19 protein-coding genes and 2 pseudogenes are annotated in these 20,679 nt (G+C 62.9%); 9 read left to right on the plus strand and 12 right to left on the minus strand.

The genetic code is table 11. The features are described from left to right. The first annotated feature begins 134 nt into the window (after positions 1 to 134). Together F464_RS0125460 and F464_RS0125465 are read left to right on the plus strand one after the other, a co-directional pair. Positions 135 to 821, plus strand: coding sequence for a heavy metal response regulator transcription factor (locus tag F464_RS0125460; protein ID WP_018992692.1), 687 nt, complete (start codon positions 135 to 137; stop codon positions 819 to 821). Between the two features lie 2 nt (positions 822 to 823). Next, positions 824 to 2,155 (plus strand): heavy metal sensor histidine kinase, encoded by a 1,332-nt coding sequence (locus F464_RS0125465; RefSeq protein WP_018992693.1) that lies wholly within the window; start codon positions 824 to 826, stop codon positions 2,153 to 2,155. Here the strand turns inward: F464_RS0125465 and F464_RS31950 are convergent. The 3 genes from F464_RS31950 to merT are packed head-to-tail and all read right to left on the minus strand — an operon-like array spanning position 2,130 to position 3,048. Further along, positions 2,130 to 2,375 carry a GDCCVxC domain-containing (seleno)protein gene (locus F464_RS31950; protein ID WP_084600602.1) on the minus strand — a complete coding sequence of 82 codons (246 nt, stop codon included), beginning with the start codon at positions 2,373 to 2,375 and terminating at the stop codon, positions 2,130 to 2,132. The two genes, F464_RS0125465 and F464_RS31950, sit on opposite strands and share 26 nt — an antisense overlap. Next, positions 2,372 to 2,659, minus strand: a complete 288-nt coding sequence (gene merP, locus F464_RS0125470) for a mercury resistance system periplasmic binding protein MerP (protein WP_455708937.1) — start codon at positions 2,657 to 2,659, stop codon at positions 2,372 to 2,374. Before merP ends, F464_RS31950 begins: the two co-directional genes overlap by 4 nt. 14 nt (positions 2,660 to 2,673) lie before the next feature. Next, complete coding sequence (gene merT, locus F464_RS0125475) at positions 2,674 to 3,048, minus strand: mercuric ion transporter MerT (RefSeq protein ID WP_018992695.1); 375 nt, start codon at positions 3,046 to 3,048, stop codon at positions 2,674 to 2,676. Positions 3,049 to 3,087: 39 nt separating this feature from the next. Between merT and merR the strand changes: the two genes are divergently transcribed. Further along, complete coding sequence (gene merR / locus F464_RS0125480; protein ID WP_018992696.1) at positions 3,088 to 3,501, plus strand: Hg(II)-responsive transcriptional regulator; 414 nt, start codon at positions 3,088 to 3,090, stop codon at positions 3,499 to 3,501. Further along, a complete protein-coding gene (locus F464_RS0125485) occupies positions 3,498 to 3,836 on the plus strand; it encodes a YnfA family protein (RefSeq protein ID WP_018992697.1) in 339 nt (112 codons plus the stop codon). The genes merR and F464_RS0125485 overlap by 4 nt, the downstream gene beginning before the upstream one ends. Before the next feature lie 228 nt (positions 3,837 to 4,064). Here the strand turns inward: F464_RS0125485 and F464_RS0125490 are convergent, their stop codons facing one another. The 4 genes from F464_RS0125490 to F464_RS0125500 all read right to left on the minus strand — a co-directional run bounded on the left by F464_RS0125490 (position 4,065) and on the right by F464_RS0125500 (position 7,643). Further along, positions 4,065 to 4,529, minus strand: a complete 465-nt coding sequence (locus tag F464_RS0125490) for a disulfide bond formation protein B (RefSeq protein WP_018992698.1) — start codon at positions 4,527 to 4,529, stop codon at positions 4,065 to 4,067. A 141-nt stretch (positions 4,530 to 4,670) separates the two neighbouring features. Next, positions 4,671 to 4,922, minus strand: a complete 252-nt coding sequence (locus F464_RS31795) for a hypothetical protein (RefSeq protein WP_232429036.1) — start codon at positions 4,920 to 4,922, stop codon at positions 4,671 to 4,673. Between the two features lie 63 nt (positions 4,923 to 4,985). Continuing rightward, positions 4,986 to 5,189 carry a hypothetical protein gene (locus F464_RS31800; RefSeq protein WP_018992700.1) on the minus strand — a complete coding sequence of 68 codons (204 nt, stop codon included), beginning with the start codon at positions 5,187 to 5,189 and terminating at the stop codon, positions 4,986 to 4,988. A 51-nt stretch (positions 5,190 to 5,240) separates the two neighbouring features. After that, complete coding sequence (locus F464_RS0125500) at positions 5,241 to 7,643, minus strand: heavy metal translocating P-type ATPase (protein ID WP_018992701.1); 2,403 nt, start codon at positions 7,641 to 7,643, stop codon at positions 5,241 to 5,243. A gap of 111 nt (positions 7,644 to 7,754) precedes the next feature. Here F464_RS0125500 and cadR point away from each other — a divergent pair, with 111 nt between their 5' ends. Next, positions 7,755 to 8,225: a Cd(II)/Pb(II)-responsive transcriptional regulator gene (gene cadR / locus F464_RS0125505; RefSeq protein WP_018992702.1), complete on the plus strand. Its 471-nt coding sequence runs from the start codon at positions 7,755 to 7,757 to the stop codon at positions 8,223 to 8,225. Positions 8,226 to 8,365: 140 nt separating this feature from the next. Beyond that, positions 8,366 to 8,611, plus strand: a pseudogene (locus F464_RS31805) (transposase); the annotation flags it as partial. A gap of 411 nt (positions 8,612 to 9,022) precedes the next feature. On the opposite strand, the gene F464_RS0125520 reads toward F464_RS31805, so the two are convergent. After that, positions 9,023 to 9,655 carry a response regulator gene (locus F464_RS0125520; protein WP_018992705.1) on the minus strand — a complete coding sequence of 211 codons (633 nt, stop codon included), beginning with the start codon at positions 9,653 to 9,655 and terminating at the stop codon, positions 9,023 to 9,025. After that, positions 9,656 to 11,074, minus strand: a complete 1,419-nt coding sequence (locus F464_RS29600) for a sensor histidine kinase (protein WP_018992706.1) — start codon at positions 11,072 to 11,074, stop codon at positions 9,656 to 9,658. Between the two features lie 160 nt (positions 11,075 to 11,234). On the opposite strand from F464_RS29600, the gene F464_RS0125530 reads away from it, so the two are divergent. Next, complete coding sequence (locus tag F464_RS0125530) at positions 11,235 to 13,529, plus strand: TonB-dependent receptor (RefSeq protein WP_018992707.1); 2,295 nt, start codon at positions 11,235 to 11,237, stop codon at positions 13,527 to 13,529. Positions 13,530 to 13,990: 461 nt separating this feature from the next. Here the strand turns inward: F464_RS0125530 and F464_RS0125535 are convergent, their stop codons facing one another. The 3 genes from F464_RS0125535 to aroC form a co-directional block, all read right to left on the minus strand. Next, on the minus strand, positions 13,991 to 17,353 hold the full coding sequence (locus F464_RS0125535; RefSeq protein WP_018992708.1) for a hypothetical protein: 3,363 nt from the start codon (positions 17,351 to 17,353) through the stop codon (positions 13,991 to 13,993). A 348-nt stretch (positions 17,354 to 17,701) separates the two neighbouring features. Next, on the minus strand, positions 17,702 to 18,184 hold the full coding sequence (locus tag F464_RS0125540; RefSeq protein ID WP_018992709.1) for a pyridoxamine 5'-phosphate oxidase family protein: 483 nt from the start codon (positions 18,182 to 18,184) through the stop codon (positions 17,702 to 17,704). Positions 18,185 to 18,190: 6 nt separating this feature from the next. Continuing rightward, the gene (aroC, locus tag F464_RS0125545; protein ID WP_018992710.1) at positions 18,191 to 19,276 is read right to left on the minus strand and encodes a chorismate synthase; all 1,086 of its coding nucleotides are present in this window, start codon (positions 19,274 to 19,276) and stop codon (positions 18,191 to 18,193) included. Between the two features lie 450 nt (positions 19,277 to 19,726). On the opposite strand from aroC, the gene F464_RS0125550 reads away from it, so the two are divergent. Both F464_RS0125550 and F464_RS0125555 read left to right on the plus strand, forming a co-directional pair. Then, complete coding sequence (locus F464_RS0125550; RefSeq protein WP_040395783.1) at positions 19,727 to 20,326, plus strand: UbiX family flavin prenyltransferase; 600 nt, start codon at positions 19,727 to 19,729, stop codon at positions 20,324 to 20,326. A 43-nt stretch (positions 20,327 to 20,369) separates the two neighbouring features. Further along, a pseudogene (locus F464_RS0125555) lies at positions 20,370 to 20,679 on the plus strand (UbiD family decarboxylase); the annotation flags it as partial.

The raw sequence follows: 20,679 nt of genomic DNA on the forward strand, positions 1-20,679 counted from the left end.
CCGGCTCGGGCAACGTCCGTTGCAGTCCGGCCGGACACGGGACGTACTGTAGAAAACCGTCCACGTCGAATCGCGAACAGCCCGATTACGAATTCGTAATGTCGCCGCACTGCGCTCTTCGCGATAATTCGCGCATGAAAATCCTGGTCGTCGAAGATGAGCCGAAGCTCGCCGAATACCTGCGCAAGGCGCTGACCGAGAGCAGCTACGTCGTGGATGTCGCCCACAGCGGCACCGAGGGGCGCTACCTCGCGATCGAAGGGCATTACGATCTCGTCCTGCTCGATGTCATGCTGCCGGGCCTGGATGGTTTCGCCGTCCTGCGCGAAATGCGGCGCGACAAGCACGTACCGGTGCTGATGCTCACCGCGCGGGACAAGGTGGAGGATCGCGTGAAGGGGCTGCAGGCGGGGGCGGATGACTATCTCGTAAAACCTTTCGCCCTGTCCGAACTGCTCGCACGCGTACACGCGCTGTTGCGGCGTGGCGCCATTCCGACGGCCGGTCAGGATCTCACGGTCCTCAGCCTGGCCGACCTCGAACTCGATCTGGTGCGGCGCAAGGCGTCGCGCTCCGGGCAGCGGCTCGATCTGACGGCCAAGGAATTCACGCTGCTGACCTTGCTCTTGCGTCGGCACGGACAGGTGCTGTCGCGCACCGCGCTGGCCGAGCAGGTGTGGGACATGAACTTCGACAGCAATACGAATGTTGTGGAGGTTGCCGTGCGCCGCCTGCGCAGCAAGCTCGATGACCCCTTCGCGAGGAAGTTGCTGCACACCGTGCGCGGCATGGGCTACGTCCTGGAAGACCGGGAGCCCTGAGGATGCGTAATTCGCGTTCGCTTGGCCGTTGGCTGTCATGGTGGCTTGCCGTGCAGACCTTCATCGGGCTCGGATTCGTCTGCGCCGTCGTGTATGTGGCCACCAGCCTCAACTTTTCCGCCAGGCAGGCTGAGGAGCTGCGGCACAAGCAGGACGTGATCCGCCACCTTGTCCGCGAGATCGCGACGCCGGAGGACCTGCCGAGCCTACGTCACAAACTCGACGATTTCTTCATCGGCCACGCCGACCTCAAACTGCGGCTGACCGCGGACGCCGAGACGCTCCTCTACATGACGCCACCGGCCCCCGAGCCCCCCGCGAACCTGCGTCGGGTTAAATTCGAGATCCCTTCACCGTGGTCGGGCGCAGTCGTGCTGCGTGCCGAATTGGCGCTCGACAGCAGTTCCGATGCCCAATTGCTGAGGCAACTGGCGTGGACGCTACTGGCGAGTGCGCTGGCCGGCGCCGTGCTCGTCTCCGGCGGGGGGGCGTGGCTCGTGCGGCGCGCGCTGTTGCCTGTTCGCGACCTGGCTCGGCAAGCGGCCGCGCTCAGTCCGGAAAATGTCGGACAGCCGCTGGACGGCTCCGCGCAGGCGCAGGAACTGCAGCCGCTGGTCGCGCAGTTCAACGCGCTGCTTGTGCGGCTGGACAACGCATACCGGCAACTGGAAGGCTTCAATGCGGACGTCGCCCATGAACTGCGCACGCCGCTGGCGACACTGATCGGCGAGACCGAACTCGTCCTGAGCCGCGAACGCGGCATTCCCGAGTTGCGGGACGTGCTGGGATCAAACCTCGAGGACCTGCATCGCCTGGCGGGTCTCGTCAATGACATGCTGTTCCTGTCGAAAGCGGATCGGGGCGAACGTGCCCGCCGGCAGCCTGTTGGCAGGCTTGCCGGGGTTGCTGCGGAGGTGGTCGAGTTCCACGATGCCGCGCTGCAGGAAGCCGGCGTGAGCGTTCGCGTGCGTGGGGACAGTAGTGGTGCATTCGATGCACCCTTGTTGCGGCGGGCACTATCGAATCTCCTCGCCAATGCCACCCGGTTCGCCGAGCGGGGGTCTGTCATCGACGTGGCTATCGAGCCGGGCACCGCCGGCGCCGTACGGTTATCCGTCAGCAACGTCGGTCCAGTGATTCCTGCGCAGGATCTGCCCCGTCTTTTCGACCGCTTCTATCGGGCGGATTTGGCGCGCGAACACGGGGACTTCAATCACGGCCTTGGATTGTCGATCGTCGCGGCGATCGCACGTATGCATGGTGGTAACACCTTCGCCCAGTCGTCGGCCGGCAGGACGACAATCGGCTTCAGTCTGTCGGGCGAGAGTGGCTGATGCCCCTGGGGGTACGCGGGCGGCCGAGCGCCTGAACCGGTGGGCAAGGCACGGTGCCGTACGAGCAAAACACGCAGCAGTCACCTGGCAGCGGCCTGAATACGGTGTGGCACCGCTCGCACTCATAGAACCACTGGCAGGCGTCCGTCGGCATCGTTTCTGTCTTCGCGTGACCGCAGGACGGACAGGACAGCGTCGATTCGAGATCGATCCCGCTCATGGCTTGCGCTCCGTGAGGCCCGACGGATAACCCGCGTCCCGCGTGGCGCGGGTCAGCGCCTCGACAGTGGTCTTGACGTCGTCGAAGGTGACGATAGCTTCGCGCCGGTCGAGGCTCACCGTGACCGCCTCCACTCCGGCAACCTTGCTCAGCGCTTTCTTGAGGGTGATCGGGCAGACCGGACAGTCCATCGTCGGCACGGACAGCGTGACCGTCGTGGATGCCGCCCATGCCGGCAGGGCGAACGTGGCCAACCATGCCAGCACCAGCGGACGTATTCTCACGTGCGGATCTCCTCTCAGTAGAACCAGGGCGCCATGGTGGGAAAAACCAGCGCGACCAGCACCAGCACGGCCACGACCGCGAACAGCCGCTTGTACAGCCGGTTGACCGGCGGGAGCGCGCACCCTGCGCCTGGCGGGCACGCAACGACTGGTCGCCAGATGCGTCGCCAGGCCAGCACCAACGACACCACGGCCAGTGCGATGAACAGCGGGCGATAGGGTTCGAGCGCAGTCAGCGTACCAATCCATGCACCGGAGAAGCCGAGCGCAAGCAGCACCAATGGCCCCAAGCAACAGGCGGAAGCCAGGATGGCCGCCACACCGCCGGTGAGCAGGCTGCCGCGCCCGTCACGGCGCGGGAGAGTCTCGATCGAGCTTTTCGGGTGCATGGTGTAAGCTTACTTCCGTACTTAAGTACGGAGTCAAGCATGATGAAAACCCTCTGCGCCGGTTTCACCATCGGCGTTCTGGCAGAGGCGGCAGGCGTCGGCGTCGAGACCATCCGTTTCTACCAGCGCAAGGGCCTGCTTCCCGAACCTGAGCGGCCGCGCAGCAGCATTCGCCGCTACTCCGACGACGACCTTGCCCGCGTGCGCTTTATCAAATCTGCACAAAGGCTCGGCTTTTCGCTGGATGAAGTAGGCGAACTGCTGAAACTGGAGGACGGCGCCCATTGCGACGAGGCGCGCAGCCTCGCCGAGCGCAAACTGGGGGACGTGCGAGTGAGACTCGCTGATCTGCGCAACATCGAGGCGGTGCTGAGCCAGTTGGTTACCCGCTGCGGATCGTCACATGGGGCGGTAACCTGCCCGCTCATCGCTTCGTTGCAGGGGCGCCCATGATCGAACTGGCAAGATTGAGCGCGCTGTTCGCGGTCACGGCGCTCGCCGAGATCATTGGCTGCTATCTGCCGTTCCTGGTGCTGAAGCAGGGCAAGACCGCCTGGCTATTGATCCCGGCTGCGCTGTCCCTGGCACTGTTCGCCTGGCTGCTGACGCTGCATCCGACCGCAGCTGGACGAACTTATGCGGCGTATGGGGGCATGTACATCGCCGTTGCCTTGCTGTGGCTGCGGTTCATCGATGGCGTGCTGCTGACGCGCTGGGATATCGCAGGTGCGGCCATCGCACTGGCCGGCATGGCGGTCATTGCGCTGCAGCCGTCGGGGGGAATTTAGGAGCGGCTGTCGGTGTGGCGCGGCAAGCCATGCTGCGATCAAGACCGTCTCCTCGCTCTACGAGATTGGCAACGCCTCACGGGGTTCGCGATCTTATTCGGCAATGACCGCAATTCGTTCGCCACCACCAGCAGGCCTGCCCGCCTGTCGGTGAATACGGTCATCCAAGGGCTGGCGTACCCATCAGTGCCAGGACAAAGAGGTGCGCGACAATGCGAATGCTTGTATTCATTTTGAGCTCTTGAAGTGCGCCGCGACCAACAGTGCGCCGATGACGGAAAACGCCACCGTCGACAACAGTGGAATCGTCTCGAAACCGAACCACATATTGGCTTGTAGCTTTGAGTCGCGTATGCCCTGGATGCAGGACTTGAATGCCTCTGCCGCGGGTATGGTTTCCGTAATCAGAAGCAGGTGGACAACCGCGAGCAGCCAGCCGATACCGGCTAACGGGAGTGCGAAGTACACCACCCGGCGGTCGAAGATGATGAGTCCCGCGAAAGATACGGGAACCAAGGGAAACAGGAAGATCCGCTGATACAGGCACAGTACGCAACACGGTAGTTGCATGATTCCGCTGAGCGCGAGCGTACCGAGCGTCGCGACGCTACTGACCCCGAAACACGCAAGCATCAGAAACCAGGCGGTGCCAAATAGAGTATTGCCCCGCAAGCATCGGTCGATCTTGGTCAATTCGGGTTCAGTTCCAGTAATGATGCAGCAATGTTTTCAGGGAACGCGCTTGTCGATAGCGCCGTCGGGAAAGGAGCCCAACCAGAAACGACTGGGCCTGAAGCCAAAGCCGGCAGACCGGGGGCCGGCTACCCATCCACCTCACCGAGAAGGCGGTATCCACATGTAATTCTGATGCTGCATCATGTGATCCATCATCTGCTGCTGCATGCCCATGTACCGATCCATCATGTACTGGCGCTGCTTCATCTGGTCCGGAGTGAGTTTCGAGTAGTAGTCTCCCATTCCGCGCCAGCCCATCATGGGGCCGCCCTTCATGCCCCCACTCATCATCGGGCCGCCGGCACAGCAGCCCATCATCCCCGGCCCCCACATGCCGTACATCGTTCCCATGCCGTTGCGCATCGTTTCCCAGTGCTCCTGAAGCAGCTTCTGTCGCTCCTGCGGATCCTGGGTCTAGCGGATTTTCTCCATCTGCTCCTGCATCCGCTGCATGGTCTGCTGCATCTGCGCCATTTGCTTGTCGAACTCGGCAACGTCGGGCGCCTGCTGTCGAACCTGAGCGTCTTTCGCGGGCGGGGCCGCCGTCTGCTGGGCCATCCCCGGCACTGCCGAGAAGGAGGCGGTTACCAATGCTGCAATCAAGATCGTCTTCTTCATTTCGCACTCTCCTTGCCTTGTCGACCCGAAAAACTTCGGACGTCTTCGCCCCTATCGCCGCAACAAGCGCAGTCCATTTGCCACGACCAGCAAACTCGCCCCCATGTCCGCGAATACTGCCATCCACATCGTGGCTTGCCCGGTCATGGTCAGCAGAAGAAACACCGCCTTGATGCCAAGCGCCACCACAATGTTCTGGATCAGTACATCGGATGTGGCCTGCGACAGGCGCACGAAGGCGGGGATCTTGCGCAGGTCGTCGTCCATCAACGCCACGTCCGCGGTCTCGATCGCGGTGTCCGTGCCCGCCGCTCCCATCGCGAAGCCGATGTCCGCGCGGGCCAGCGCGGGCGCGTCGTTAATGCCGTCGCCGACCATGCCGACCTTGCCCCCCTTCGGGTGCGCCAGCAACGATTCGATGGTGCTGAGTTTGTCTTCGGGCAGCAGGTTGCCCCTTGCTTCGTCGATACCCACCGCGCGGGCGATCGCTTCGGCCGTATGGGCGTTATCGCCGGTGAGCATCAGCGTCTTCACGCCCAGGGAATGCAGATCGGCGATGGCCTGACGGCTCGTCTCGCGCAGCGTGTCGGCGACTGCGAAGATCGCCAGCACCCCGGTCTGGTCCGCCAACAGCACCGCCGTCTTGCCTTGACGCTCAAGCATGTCGAGCGTCTTTTCGATCTCGGGCGAACACAGCTCGAGTTCCTCAATCAGTCGATGATTGCCAAGTTGATAGACATGACCATCAATGCTGCCACGCACACCGCGGCCCGGAATGGCGGCGAAATCGGCCACCTCGCGTAACACCCATCCCATTTCGACTGCGGCGCGGGCGATCGCCAGCGAGACTGGGTGATCCGAGCGTACGGCGAGACTTCCCGCCAGAATATGGGCCTGGTTCGCGTCGCCGCTCAACACCATGAAGTCCGTCTGGGCGGGTTTGCCGTGCGTAATCGTGCCGGTCTTGTCGAGCGCCAGCGTGGCGAGCTTGTGTCCCTCTTCGAGATACACGCCGCCTTTCACCAGAATGCCCTTGCGGGCGGCCGCGGCGAGACCGCTGACGATCGTGACCGGCGTCGAGATCACCAGTGCGCACGGACAGGCAATCACCAGCAGCACCAAGGCCTTGTAGATCCAGTCCATCCATGCACCGCCGAAAGCCAGCGGCGGCACGCTCGCCACCAGCAGCGCGACGGCGAACACGGCGGGCGTGTAGATCCGGGCGAACTGGTCAACGAAGCGCTGGGTGGGCGCGCGGCTACCCTGGGCCGATTCGACCGCGTGGATGATGCGGGCCAGGGTGGAATGGCTCGCCTCGGCCGTCACGCGATATTCCAGCGATCCCGCTTCATTGATCGTTCCGGCGAACACGTTGTCGCCCTCGGCCTTATCGACCGGCAGGCTCTCGCCGGTGATGGGCGCCTGATTCACCGTAGAACGTCCGCTGATCACCACGCCGTCGAGCGCGATCCGCTCACCCGGACGTATGCGTACCACGGCCTCCAAGGGCACCGCCGTGGCCGGCATGGCCACCCAGCTTCCATCGCCCTGGCGCACGGTCGCGGTGTCGGGCGCGAGTTCCATCAGGCCGCGGATCGCGTCGCGCGCCCTGTCCAGCGATTTTGCTTCGATTACCTCGGCTAGCGTGAAGAGGAACATCACCATTGCCGCTTCGGGCCAGTGTCCGATGAGCATCGCGCCGGTCACGGCAATCGACATGAGTGCGTTGATGTTGAGGTTGCGATGCCTGAGGGCGATCCAGCCTTTCTTGTAGGTCGACAGGCCGCCACTGAGGATCGACACGAGTGCGAGCGCCAGTACGATCCAGTGGTCGCCGCCGTTGAGCCAATACACCCCCTCGGCCAATGTTGCGGTGACTCCCGCCAGAACCATTGGCCACCGGTGGGTCATCGGTGCGGATCTGGCCGGAGGCGCAGCGCTCTCCGTACCCCCGGCTTCGACCTTCGCCTCGAGACCAATGGCTTTTAGGGCGCCGAGGACCGCGTCCAATGCCCCCGGACGATGCGTCACGCTCAGGCGACGCTGGACGAGGTTGAAATCGAGCGCCGCCACTTCGACCATGCCGGCGAGCTTGCTCCGGATCAACGCCTCCTCGGTGGGGCAGTCCATGCCGGCGATCGTGAGCGTCGTGCGCAGCGGGGCGCTGGTTATCTCGATGCGTGGTGCCAGCTCGCCGCTGGCCGCCAAGGCCGCGTCGACCGCGGCCGGTGAGTGCATGTGATCGCTCACGTCCAACGTGCGCAGTGTCAGCGCAAGATCGAGTCCCGTCACGCCGTCGAGGGGCTCCAGGTTGTTGCGGACCAGCGCCGCGTCGGTGGGGCAGTCGACGTCGTCGAGACGCGATGGCTTCCACTGGGGGGCGTTGGCGGAAGAGTCGCCCGGCGATCGCGGTACGGAGGCACAACCGCAGTCTCCGACGTTGCATTTGCTCATGCTCAATTCCCTTGTCTGGTCACAAGGTCATTTAACAATCTGTAGTCACTACAGAGTCGAGCACCTAGAATGCAGGCACGACATTTGTCCCCGCGTGGAGGGAAATGCAAGATGAAAATCGGTGAACTGGGAAGAGTCACCGGCACCCCGGTAGAGACCATCCGCTACTACGAGCGCGAAGGGTTGCTGGCTGCCCAGGCGCGTACGGAAGGAAATTTCCGCATTTACGACGCGAGTCACGTGGAGCGCTTGTCGTTTATCCGCCATTGCCGATCGCTGGATATGGCATTGGACGAGGTTCGCATCCTGCTGCGCTTCAAGGATGCGCCGGGCGAGAACTGTGGCGACGTGAACACGTTGCTCGACGCGCACATCGGCCATGTCGCGGCACGTATCCGCGAACTTCGCGCGCTGGAGCGGCAACTCCGGAGCTTGCGCGAAAGGTGTCACGACGCGCGGGACGCAGCCCACTGCGGCATCCTGAACGAGCTGTCACAGCCCCCGCGCCAGGGAGCGAGTAACGAGGGTGGGCATGTGCACGGCGTGCATGGCGGTGCCCGCGCCCGCAACGCCGGAAAATGATTTCGGCATGGACGCGCCAAAATGAATGGCACCGCGCCCTGCAGACACTTCAATCCGAAACGTAGTCGGGTTGATCGGGGTGGCGTATGTTTCCTGTGCGGGGAGGCCGCTCCATGAAAGCAGGTGGCCATCGCGAATTGCATGAGGAAGAGCTGGAGGTCATGCAGGCGCGGCTCGATGACGCGCCTGACAGCATACGGATCCGCCGTCGGACCGTCGAACACCCCTTTGGCACCCTCAAGGCCTAGATGGGCGCAACCCATTTCCTGACCAGGGAGCTCGAACGCGTCAGAACGGAGACGAGTCTGCACGTTCTGGCGTACAACCTGACGCCGGTGATGAAGCTGATGGGAAACGAGGCGCCGATGGTGGCGATGAGAGTCTGAAGCAGGCCCATTTTACGACCTCAACAGCGTCGCCTCGTCGTCATCGAATGACTTGGGTTGCCAAGGGCCGCGTGGAAGCGGCCCGACAGCTGGCGCATCGTCAACCGTTAATATACAGCCTCGGCCACAACCGGACCTTGATGCACCTTCGAACAGCGGACAGTCGCCACACACTTGGCCGGCGTCGTCCTCCGCCGTGCGTCCTGGGTGGCGTCGATGATGAGTGCATTCACTCTTCGCATAATGCGAAGTTGCTTTTCCTGCGCTCTTGTCGCGCGTAATGGTGACAGACGGTCCGACGTGCTCTCTTCGGCGGACGAGTCCGTCGCAGTCCCGTAATCTACCAGAAAGGGGCTGGCCCGGAGTCCGCCGAGCCAATCGATAAGGGGTGGAGGGCAGGCGCATTTCGGCTCACTCGAGCAATGCGTGGGTTCGCGCGTAGCGAAACATCTCCAGCGCGTTGCCCAGACCGGTTTTCTGCCGGATAGCTGTCTGATAATTGGCCACGGTCTTGCCGCTGACACACAGCCGCCCGGCGATCTCGTCTACCGCCAGCCCCTGTGCGAGCAGGGTGAATACCTGGAATTCCCGTGGCGACAGCACCAAATGGGGCGCCTGGCTGTCGTTCCCGGCTTCGTTCAAGGCGTGTGCGGCCTCCTGCGACAACGGGTGCCCGCCCGCGCCGAGGTCCAGCACTGCCGAGATCAACGCGTCCGGCGCGCTGCTCTTGGTCAAATAGCCGTCGGCTCCCGCCTGCATCGCCTGACTGACCATTGCCGGCGCGCCATGCATGCTGAAGACGAGGATTTTCAGCGTTGGCACTCTGGCTTTCAGTCGCCGCAACGTTTCGAGGCCGCCGCGGCCGGGCATGGAAAGATCGAGAACAAGAATATCGGCGTGATTGGCGCACAGCCACGTGTATGCCGTTTCGCAGTCGCCAAATTCCGCCACCACGGTGACATTCGGCTCGAGTTCCAACAACCGTCTAAAGCCGGTGCGCACCACGGCGTGATCGTCGGCGATTGCCACGCGCAGGCAGGTCATTCAGTTGGCCTCCAGTTCGTCGTTGCGCATGCTAGGGGCGCCTGAAGCGCGTTCCGCTTCCGGGCAAGGAAAGCATGCGACCAGACGCAGCCCCGGCGCCGCGCCCGTTGGCCCCCGATCCAGCATTTCCAGTTCGCCACCATGTGCCCAGACCCGCTCACGAATGCCGGCCAAGCCGTTGCCCTGCTGCAATGCCTCGTTGTACGAGCCGATGCCGACGCCGTCGTCACATACTGACCACTCGATGGCCCGCCCGGGGCGGGCGACGAGGCGGACTGCCGCCGTCTTGGCGTCGGCGTGGCGGGCCACGTTGGTCAGCGCCTCCTGGGTCATGCGGTACAGGGTCAGTGCCAGAGCTTGCGGGATATCGATGTCGCCGAGGTCGACCGTCAGCCGGTATTCGATCGTTTGGCCCGGACGGTTACGCCAGCTCTCGACCAAGGCCTCGACGAGCTCGTCGATCGGAATCGGCCCGCGGTTCGTTGCATCGTTCGGCTTGCCGAGCCAGCCCAGCAGGTTGCGGATGTCCTGCTGGACACGGGCGCATTGCTGCTCCAGTTCCGCGACGACAGCGTGCAGTTCCGGCTGCTGAGCGGTCCGCCGCAGCAGATAGGTCGCGTCCGCACGCATCGCGGTGAGCGACTGGCCGAGTTCGTCATGCAGTTCGCGGGCGATGTGACTGCGCTCGTCCTCCTGCAGGGTCAGCAGCTTCAGGCTGAGCAGGCGTCGCTCCTCCTGTATCTCGCCCAGTGCCGCTGCCAAGTGGTTGAGCGCACGCGCGATCACATCCATTTCGCGGATACGCATCGCCGGCAGCCGTGCGCGATAGTCCTGGCGTTCGAATGCGTCAATGGTGTCCAGAATGCGGCGCAGCGGTGCGAAGGCATGACGGACCGCCCAGTACAGGGCCACCAGCAGGCACAGGCTATAGAGGAGCAGGACACCGGTGACGCCGACGATGTCGTCGAATGCCTCTCTTTGCTCGCTGAACGGATTCGTGGTCAGCGTGACGCGAAAGCTGCGGCCATCCGCACGCTCGAGATGCCAGGACGACTCCTCCGCGGCATGCGGGCGCGCAAAGAGGTTCAGCAGCCACAGGAAGGGTCGCATCGCGAGCGGCGGCAACTCCTCCGCCTTCGACTGCGCCAGTAGTTCCCCGCTGCCCGCATCTTCGAGCCGGAAGTCGAGGTGGCGCAAATGCCCCACCTCGCGCAGGGCCCCGATCTTCTCCTGGAGCCCGCTTTCCGCAACGTTCTGCAAAGCGGCGAGCTGGCTGCTCAGCTGCGCAAGCTGCCCTGCGCCCAGCCCCTCCCGACGCACGTCCGATCGCGCCTGCCACACCGCGAGCAGCAGGACGCAGAGCAGACAGGCAAGCGAAATCGCCGCTGCGCGGCGCAACAGTACGTAGGTCAGTTCCATGGGGGGAGTATCACGTCGGCCCGATAGGAGGCGCATCGAGAAAATCGGGAATTTTTCCTATGGAAGGCAAGGCGCGGCCTGCGTACGCTGCGACGTGCAGCCGGCGGGACCACGGCACAGGCGACCCACCGACGGATACCAGCAGACTACGAGGACTATCATGCAGCCCGACCGCCGGCCACCGATCCGCAAAGCACTCGCGATCCTGATCGCTTCCCTGGGACCTGTCACGACGGTCGCGGCCGCCGAGACGGTCGAGCTCGCGCCGGTGGAGGTCGTCGGCACCACGCCGCTACCCGGTATCGGCCTTCCAAGAGAACAGGTCCCCGCCAATGTCCAGACCTTGAACAGCCGGCAACTGCGCGAGGCGGGCGGTGTGTCACTGGCCGAGGACCTGCAGCGCAGGCTGCCCAGCGTCAATGTCAACGAGATCCAGGGCAACCCCTACCAGGCCGATGTCAATTACCGTGGCTTTTCCGCCTCGCCGCTGCTCGGAACACCCCAAGGCCTCTCCGTGTTCCTCGACGGCGTGCGCGTCAACGAGCCGTTCGGCGATGTGGTCAATTGGGATCTGATCCCCCAGGCGGCGATCGCGACGATGACGCTCGTGCCCGGCTCCAACCCGCTTTACGGACTGAACACCCTCGGGGGCGCGCTGGCAATCCAGACCAAGCGCGGCGACACTCACCCGGGCGGCGCGATGGAGCTGTACGGTGGTTCCTTTAATCGCCGCGGCGGATCCGTGGAGCACGGCGGCAAGCGCGACGAACTCTCCTGGTTTGTCGCTGCCGAGGGGATGAAGGAGGACGGATGGCGCGACCGTTCTCCGTCGGAGGTCGGCCAGCTGTTCGGCAAGCTCGCATGGACCAAGTGGGGGACGGATGTCGCGCTGACCCTCGCTCACGCCAGCACCGACCTGATCGGCAACGGTCTGGTGCCGGAGAGCATGCAGCGCCAGCGGCGTGAGGCGATCTTCACCCATCCGGACCAGACGAAGAACCGGAGCACGTTGTTGGCGCTCTCCGGGAGCCATTGGCTGAACGACAACGACCAGATCTCCGGCACGATCTACGCGCGGCGCACCCGCACCCGCACGCTCAACGGCGACGGCAACGACGAGTATGAGAACGAGTTCGAGGAATGGGCCGATGCCGGCTTCACCGCCGGCGACGGCCCGGAAAGCGGTGCGCTCAACCGCACCCGCACCGACCAGAACGCCGCGGGGCTGGCTCTTCAGTGGAGCCGCATCGCCGGTGCGCACCAGTTCGCCGTCGGCGTGTCCCACGACCGCAGCCGTGCCGGCTTCCGCCAGAGTGAGCAGGGCGGCGAACTCACCGGGAGCCGCGGCATCGCCGCGGCAGAGGACGAGGATCAGGTGAACAGCCTGCTCGGCCGCACCCGAACCATCAGCGTCCATGCCACCGACACCGTCATGCTGGCCCCCTCCGTGCATATGACCGGCTCGCTGCGTTTCAATCGCACCAGGGTCATCAACCGGGACCGCATGGGCGACACCCTCAACGGCGACTTCACCTATCACAAGCTCAACCCCGCGCTGGGCCTCACTTGGCAAGCCGCGCCGGCTGTTACCGTCTTCGGCGGCTTCTCCCAGGGCAACCGCGCGCCGACGCCGATCGAACTGGGCTGTGCGGATCCCGAGAATGCCTGCAGCCTGCCCAATGCGATGGCCGCTGACCCTTTCCTCGATCAGGTCGTCACCCGGACCTTCGAGCTCGGGGTGCGTGGCAAGCTCGCCGGAAACGTGCAGTGGAACGCAAGCGCCTTCCGCAGCACCAACCGCGACGACATCCTCTTCGTCGGCACGGGCGGCAGCCTCGGCTATTTCACCAATTTCGGGCGCACCCGCCGCCAGGGCATCGAACTGGGCCTGACCGGGGAAAGAGGCGCCCTCGACTGGCGGGTGAACTACAGCTACCTCGAGGCCACCTTCCAGTCCTCCGCCTGCATCCTCGCCGAGAACAACAGCACGGAGGGTGACGGCTGTCCCGACGACGAAATCCGCGTTTCGCGCGGCGACCGGCTTCCGGGACTGCCACGGCACAGCCTGAAGCTCGGTCTCGACTGGCGCGCCGGCGACGCCCTTCGCCTCGGGGCCGACCTCCTCGCATACTCCGGCCAATATGTGCGCGGGAACGAGAACAACCGCCATGAACCCGACGGCGAGTTCGGAGGCCGCGGGAAGCTTCCCGGATATGCCGTCGTCAATGTGAGTGCCGACTACCGGTTCGCGCGCGGCTGGACCCTGTTCGGCCGCATCGACAACCTCTTCGACAAGCGCTACGTGACCGCCGGTGCGCTGGCGGAGAATCCTTTCGTCGGCGCGGGCAACGCGTTTGCCGCGGATCCCGGCGAATGGCGCCATGAACGGTTCGTCGCCCCCGGCACGCCGCGCAGCGCGTGGATCGGCGTGCGTTACACCTGGAAGGGGAGCTAATCCGTTGCTGGCACTCGACCCGCCACAAAGGAACATGTGGAAGCCGTCGTTGGCCCGTAGTTTGCGCTCCGTAAGAATTTCCGAAGCCCGGCTACATGGAATGGCATCCGTTTAACGAATTCTCAAGGTCTCTTGGAGCCACGTAACGTGTTCAAGCGCGGATTGCCGGCGCGCCTATCCGTTGCATGCGCCCATGCATGAAGTGTCAGGGGGCAAATCTCCATGTCGCTTGACAAGACGTTTTGAACGTTTGCTTGGCTCTCGGCCGAACGACCGGTACGGTTGCCGACCCTGGGGGATAATGTCAAACGAAGAAGGGCAGGGGGCAACTCCTAGTCCTCGGCCCGAGCAACCGTCCGACCTACACAAAACTAACGGCAGAAAGCAGAAGTACACCTGCCGCAGGCACTCGAGCGATCGAGTAAGCACGACTTGAAACTTACTGTCTGACACGTCGCAACTTACTTGCTATTAGCATAAACCAGCCTCGTCAACCTCGATTCTCCAATCTCGACTTTCCGCGAGAAAGTGAGCTCTAGGTTAACCAAGTTCCTCGCCCCCTCCAACTCGATCACCTCGGCCCGCACAAACCGACCATCCCCGTAGTCAGTGAACGTCAAGGCGCGGAATGCCTCACTCGACAGCAGGATTGATTGGCCAATTGGGATTGGCGCGACATAGACCTCGATGTCGTTGAAATCACACTGGTACCCGGTGCCTCGCCCTTCAATGCGCCTAACCTGGAGATCATCGGGCCGCTTGTGCGTTGCGCCAAAGTCCGCATGTTGCCAGTCCCAGACCCAATCCGGGCGGGTGGCGTTGTCCAGCAGAAGGATGGGCGCTCCGCCCTTAGCCATGATGAGGTGAGCCTCGGTCTGCAATGCGTTCCAGTAAGCTCCAGCGTCCTGAACCGCGATCTCCTTGACCTCTGATTGATGCAGAACATCTCTGAGAACAACTACGGCAACTTGCTGGGACATGGCATCAGCGAAGTACTCCGCCTCGTTCACGGCACGCTGATCCATCTGAAGTTGCGTCAGCTCGCCGCGGCGCACCTGTGTGAGGGTAAGAGTGAAGTCCTCCAGATCTTCGGCCGTGGTTCCGATCTGGAACAAGTGGACCGGGAAGCACGCCTTCTGCTTGCTGAACCCGGACGACGACGCGTAGCGCCCGATCTCCAATAGTCGATTTTGGTCAATCGGCTGAGCGGCCAGAGTCTCTTCGCGTCGCTCCTCCAAGGCCTTCTGGGTCGCCAGAAGGCCCGCCTTCACGTCATCAATGGCCGCCTGTGCCGGCACTCCGGATCTGGCACGCCCCTTCACAAGGTCGATGTGCTCAACTGACAGGCCAGGCTGCGCGTCCAACCGTTCGATCCAGCTCGTCAAGCGGCCACGAAGAATGTCGATGCTGCTGTATTGATTGAAGCGGGCGTCGAACCAAACATCCATTTGCCGCTGCAGCGAGCGGGGCAAGCTCCAAGCTCCAGCGGCCAGAACAGCCAAGAGCTCCAGCTGAGACTCCTGGAGCGACTCTACATCGTCGGCGCCACCAAAGGAGTACACACGCGAGCTGACCATGTTGGGCCTGCTCATGTCTTTCACCCGTTCTACAAACCCGTCCAAGCGCCCTACATAGCCGCCACGCCATTCGCCGGAGGCGGCAAACTGGCGAGCCTTTGCAACCAGGTACTCGGGCGGCGACAAGGTGCTGAGCGAATCAGCAGCTTGACCGCCGCTCTTCCACTGCTTACCGGACAAGAGTCCGGTGGCGATCTCGAACGCCAACGAACTGCTGGCGGATGCTACCGGCACGGCTCGAATCCAGTCGAGCATGAGCTCGACGGTCAGCAAGCGCACATCTGTCCAGTAGTTTCGCAGGGCACCTTGGAATGCTCCCTGCTGCAGTAATGGCCGCAATCGCTCCTGCGACGTAGCATCGTCAGCCTCCAGGCCAAACTTCGTGCAGAAGGCAGGCCAAGCTAGCCCGAGATCGTCAATGGTGATGAATGCTGTTTTGTCGTAGAGCTGGTAGGGCTCGTGATCGAAGGCCAATGTTCCCCACCACTTGCTGAGCACGTCAGCCAACCATTCGGCTGCAGCCTGATCTCCGCGCAACACGGCCGCGAGCAGCATCCGAGCCGTTTCTTCGATGTGCTTGACGTTCAAGCGTGCCAATCCTGGCAACGTTGCCCAGTCCAACGCATGCGCGCCTCGATTTCGCCGCGGCTTGTCGGGCCGACCATTTTCCCATCCTGCAACGAAAGTGGAGAGAACCTCGTCATAGACACGATTGAGCGGCGGCCGCAGTAGCACCATCTGCTTGTGACTGTGCTCGATGATCCCTTGCTCTTCGACCCTGAAGGCCCACCAGTTGCTGAGCTGGTACATCATCAGCGGCGGCATCTGCAGCAAGTGTTCCCGGATCTCGACGGGCGATTCGCGAAGCTCGTCGCCATTGAGATGCTGCAGCAGGTGGCACAGGCGACGCAGTGGCCGGGTGTCTCGGACCATGCCCTCGATCGCCGCCTCGAAGATCCCGCGATAGATGTTGCTCCAGTTCTTGTGCAGGGTTCGATCAAAAAAGCTTTCCGGGTCGGGCAGGAGCGCCCAGCTGCCCTGCTCGCCGGTCTCCGTCTTGTACAGGCAGGCCGCCAGCAGCAGTCCGTGCAAGTCGATCAGCGCGCTATAGGCGCGCTCAAACCCCTCGTTGTCGGGCTTGGCAGCCATGTCTCGTGCATCGGCGGCCAATTCGCCAAGGATGGCTTCAACCCTGATGCCATACCTCTCTCGGGATGTCGGATTCAGCACCACCGACCAGCGCAGCAGCCAGCGCTGCCAAGTGGAAAGCTCAGGGCCGTCCGCCACCATGGCGAGAGGCAACTCGCTTTCGTAGACCGTACCCGGACTCATCGGCAACGTGAACAACGGCCAGGAATCGTTGACACCAGACGCTTCCGGCTTGTCCGGCCGAGGCGATGTCAGTGCACGGCGGTACCAGGATTCGACAACCAGCCTGACAACCCAGATCCGAACGTCCACCAGTCGAGCCTGCGCCCGCAAGCGCAGTCTGCCCTGGATATCACCCTCGCGGAATCCTCTACCGATCAGCATGCGTGGTCCTTCCGGGGCCTTGTCATCGCCATACGATTGCACCGGGAACCAGCCCTTGGCAATGCCGCCGGCCAGCACTTGAAATGAGTTCAGGCGCTGCACGTCTCTGGGTAGCGCCACGTTGACGGTGTAGCGCTGGATGACCCTGGCCTGCACCTCTGGCCGGAGAAACTCCACCGTTCGGAATAGGAAGAACGTCGTCAGCGCGGCATTGAGGACGAACCAGGCGGTGTCGATTGCCGCCCAGCCAGGAAGCCATGCCGTTCCCCACGTACTCAACATCAGGTACTGGACGCCCATCACGACAACCAAGCCTAGCGAGGACAGACCTGCTGCAAGCCCACCTGAATCGAGCATGTAGAGGTGAATGAAGGCTTCCGCTGCCGGCCGGCGTTGCAGGTAGACGGCAACGAAAGCGATCACGATCGGGTAGACCAGAGCTGCCAGCGTCGCCTGGATGGTCCACACAGTAGAGAAGTGCGTCAGTTGTTCTGCGTCCGCCCAATTGACCCAGGCGGGGGTGAACCAGTCCTGCGGGAGCACTATTGCCAACACCAGCAGCGCGATCTGCAACGCCAGCAGCGAGAAGGCAAGCCGCAAGGGATGCTCGCCAGCGAACAGCAAATTCCGCTCCAATTTGGACAGGGCCAGTCGGCGCCTCTGGATGTTCTGGCGGAACCACGCGGCCTCGTCGCGACGCGCGACCGTGCGCACGGACCATGGTGTCCGAAACAGGGCTCTGACTAAGCGAAACGCACATTCCAAAGGCATTTAAGAGCTCTTAGTGGTACTCAGCCAATCATTCTATCGCCATGATCGGCGCGTATGAGGGAAGGCACGCAATGAGGGGCTCCCAGCCGAGTTTTGCTCGGTGCAGCAGATGGTGAATGGCAGGCGCAGGCGGCTGCGCCGAGAGACTGCAATCCTCGCCACGCCCGACATTGGCGCCAACCTGTTGGTATGGCAGCAAAGGTTTAGTCCTCGGCCGACAAGCGGAAGGTTGGAAGCGGGCAACTTGCCGAACAGGCCGAGATGTTCTGGGGTAATGTCAACTTTTCTTTCTTATATGCTGAGTGCCTTCCTCAGCACTGCAGACTCAAAGCGTTCGCGCCAGCCAAACCCGCGGGAGTTGTCGACGAAATGCAGGACGCTCGCTCGAAGCCGATACCACGCGATCTTGCTCATCGCCATCGAAATCACCTCTTCAGCGCAACACTCGGCCGTAAAGGGGAATTTACGCATGAAGAGGCCAGCCGCCCTCACGCCATCTACAATGTTCAGTCGCGTCACCTCACCTTCTAATTGAATCCCCTTGATTTGTCGCCAATCGGAATAGTCTTCCTGCACGGTAGCCGCAACGCGTCCGTCCGTTGCCAGGTTGCGGGCATGCCGCGTTGAGGGCGCGGACAGAAAATACACGTCGGGGCCTTCGTTCACGTAGAAAACCGCCGCCGCCCAGGGGCCGTCCGGCCCCTGCGTCGCGAGGGTCATGACGTGGTGGTCCTGAAGATAGAGGAGAAGTTCTTCGCGGGGATCGGCTGGCATGACGGTTCACATTGCTCGCAGCGGTCGGGGGACATCCGCATTCTGGGCGCGGTCGCGCAGGGCGTGATCGAGGAGCACGAGGGCCACCATCGCCTCCGCGATCGGTACCGCCCGAATGCCGACGCAGGGGTCATGTCGTCCGTACGTCTCGATCGTGGCCGGCTTTCCGACGACGTCGATGGTTTTGCCGGGAATACGGATGCTCGATGTGGGCTTGAGGGCGATGCTGGCGAGAATGTCCTGGCCGGAGGAGATGCCGCCGAGGGTTCCACCGGCGCGGTTGCTTCGGAAGCCCGTCTGCTCGATCTCGTCCCGGTGCTGGCTCCCTGTTTGTTCGACGCAGGCAAAGCCGTCCCCGAGCTCGACGCCTCTGACGGCATTGATACTCATCAGCGCATGCGCGATGTCGGCGTCCAGCCGGTCGAACACCGGTTCACCGAGTCCCGCGGGCACGCCGCGAGCGACGACGTTTACGCGCGCCCCGACCGAATCACCCGCTGTGCGCAGGGAATCGAGATAACGCTCGAGCTCCGGAATCTTGCTCGCGTCGGGAAAGAAGAACGGGTTCCGGCCGATCTCGTCCCAATCGATGCGGTCGGCGGAAATCGGACCCAGTTTCGCTACATATCCGGCGATTTGCACCCCGAAACGTTGCTTCAGGTATTTCCTGGCGATGGCGCCGGCGGCCACGCGTGCCGCGGTTTCGCGTGACGAAGAACGTCCGCCTCCCCGATGGTCCCGGATCCCGTACTTACGCTGATATGTGAAGTCGGCGTGACCCGGGCGAAACAAGTTCTTGATGCGCGAGTAGTCCCTGGAGCGCTGGTCGGTGTTGCGGATCAGCAGTGCAATCGGGGTTCCAGTGGTGCGGCCTTCGAATACCCCGGAAAGTATCTCGACTTTGTCGTCCTCGGACCGCGCGGTCGTGAAGCGCGACTGCCCTGGTCTGCGGCGGTCGAGGTCCGGCTGTATGTCGGTTTCGTCCAACTCGAGGCCGGGTGGGCAGCCATCGACGACACAGCCAATGGCCATGCCGTGGCTTTCGCCGAAAGTCGTCACCACGAAGAGCTTGCCGATCGAGTTGCCTGACATAAAGGGTCCTCCGTCCGCTTTCCGGTATCGAGCTCGCCAGCTGATGGCGCGATGAAGAGTCCAGTTTATGAACTGTCGCGCAGGAGCGTATTGCCCGTTGGAGTAGAAAATAGTGCGCGGGAGCGCGCATTGGCAAGGCGCTATCTGAAAACGCAATTCCAAGCTATGGAACATTATTGGAGTCCATCCCCGAACGGGGTGCATCGACCGCGCCGCGCGCCGCCCCTTTCCCGGTCTCATCCTGCAATCGCGGTTGAAGGTGAACGGGTGTCCAGAATGTGGAATTTAAAGTCCACGAAATGGATTGTTTGTGCGGGCGCACATCACTAAAGTCGTCTCGCAGCCGCAGATGTTGCGGTTTTTCGACAGAAGTAGATTCGTAATGTAGTCCAAAAGGTGGACGCGCAGTGGCAGTCGGCGGTCCGCGATCATTCCTGGAGTGGGGGACGTATGAAAAGACTGATAGTCGGCATTACTGGCGCAACAGGCGTGATCTACGGCATTCGCCTGCTCGAGGCGCTGAAGGATACGGACGTCGAAACCCATCTCGTGCTGAGCAAATGGGCGATCCAGACCATCGAGCACGAGACGCCCTATACCGCGAAGCAGGTTCGCGCACTGGCCGCCGTCGATCACGTCGAAGGCAACATGGGCGCGTCGATCTCGTCGGGCTCGTTCATGACCGAAGGCATGGTCATCGCGCCGTGCTCGATGCGCAGCCTCGCGGCGATCGCCCATGGCACCGGCGACCACCTGGTGCACCGCGCCGCGGACGTGATCCTGAAGGAGCGCCGCAAGCTCGTGCTGGTCACGCGCGAGATGCCGCTCAGCGACATCCATCTCGAGAACATGCTGAAGCTGTCGAAGACAGGCGTGACGATCATGCCGCCGATGCCGGCGTTCTACAACCATCCGGAGACCGTCGATGACATCGTCGATCACGTCGTCGCCCGGATTCTCGATCAGTTCGGCCTGCCGGCCGAATTTGCGCGGCGCTGGGAAGGGGAGATGCGCAACCGCAAGGTGGCGAATCTTCAGCCGCAGAAGTGAATAGCCTGATACCCGAGTAAACGAAACCCTGGAGACGAACGAGATGAACGATCTGGCGAAGAAGGAAATCGAGGCGGTGAGCGGGCGCGTGGGCGTGAAGGACCTGCGCGAGGCGGTGGAGTGGTTCCGCGGCAAGGGGTACCTGGTCGAGAGCGACAAGGAAGTGAATCCGGATCTGGAGATCACCGGCCTGCAGAAGATCTTCGACGGCAGCCTGCCGATGCTCTTCAACAACGTCAAAGGCATGCCGCATGCGCGGGCGATCACGAACCTCTTCGGCGACATCCGCGTCGTCGAGGAACTCTTCGGCTGGCAGGACTCGCTCGACCGCGTCAAGAAAGTGGCGCGTGCGA

The organism is Aromatoleum toluclasticum ATCC 700605, from assembly GCF_000378245.1.
Taxonomy (GTDB): domain Bacteria; phylum Pseudomonadota; class Gammaproteobacteria; order Burkholderiales; family Rhodocyclaceae; genus Aromatoleum; species Aromatoleum toluclasticum.

Bases quoted from the DNA above. Each gene is read 5' to 3' on its own strand.
- F464_RS0125460 (WP_018992692.1), top strand. From the start codon at position 135: ATGAAAATCCTGGTCGTCGAAGATGAGCCGAAGCTCGCCGAATACCTG.
- F464_RS0125465 (WP_018992693.1), top strand. From the start codon at position 824: ATGCGTAATTCGCGTTCGCTTGGCCGTTGGCTGTCATGGTGGCTTGCC.
- F464_RS31950 (WP_084600602.1), bottom strand. From the start codon at position 2,375: ATGAGCGGGATCGATCTCGAATCGACGCTGTCCTGTCCGTCCTGCGGT.
- merT (WP_018992695.1), bottom strand. From the start codon at position 3,048: ATGCACCCGAAAAGCTCGATCGAGACTCTCCCGCGCCGTGACGGGCGC.
- merR (WP_018992696.1), top strand. From the start codon at position 3,088: ATGATGAAAACCCTCTGCGCCGGTTTCACCATCGGCGTTCTGGCAGAG.
- F464_RS0125485 (WP_018992697.1), top strand. From the start codon at position 3,498: ATGATCGAACTGGCAAGATTGAGCGCGCTGTTCGCGGTCACGGCGCTC.
- F464_RS31795 (WP_232429036.1), bottom strand. From the start codon at position 4,922: ATGGGAACGATGTACGGCATGTGGGGGCCGGGGATGATGGGCTGCTGT.
- F464_RS31800 (WP_018992700.1), bottom strand. From the start codon at position 5,189: ATGAAGAAGACGATCTTGATTGCAGCATTGGTAACCGCCTCCTTCTCG.
- F464_RS0125500 (WP_018992701.1), bottom strand. From the start codon at position 7,643: ATGAGCAAATGCAACGTCGGAGACTGCGGTTGTGCCTCCGTACCGCGA.
- cadR (WP_018992702.1), top strand. From the start codon at position 7,755: ATGAAAATCGGTGAACTGGGAAGAGTCACCGGCACCCCGGTAGAGACC.
- F464_RS0125520 (WP_018992705.1), bottom strand. From the start codon at position 9,655: ATGACCTGCCTGCGCGTGGCAATCGCCGACGATCACGCCGTGGTGCGC.
- F464_RS29600 (WP_018992706.1), bottom strand. From the start codon at position 11,074: ATGGAACTGACCTACGTACTGTTGCGCCGCGCAGCGGCGATTTCGCTT.
- F464_RS0125530 (WP_018992707.1), top strand. From the start codon at position 11,235: ATGCAGCCCGACCGCCGGCCACCGATCCGCAAAGCACTCGCGATCCTG.
- F464_RS0125540 (WP_018992709.1), bottom strand. From the start codon at position 18,184: ATGCCAGCCGATCCCCGCGAAGAACTTCTCCTCTATCTTCAGGACCAC.
- aroC (WP_018992710.1), bottom strand. From the start codon at position 19,276: ATGTCAGGCAACTCGATCGGCAAGCTCTTCGTGGTGACGACTTTCGGC.
- F464_RS0125550 (WP_040395783.1), top strand. From the start codon at position 19,727: ATGAAAAGACTGATAGTCGGCATTACTGGCGCAACAGGCGTGATCTAC.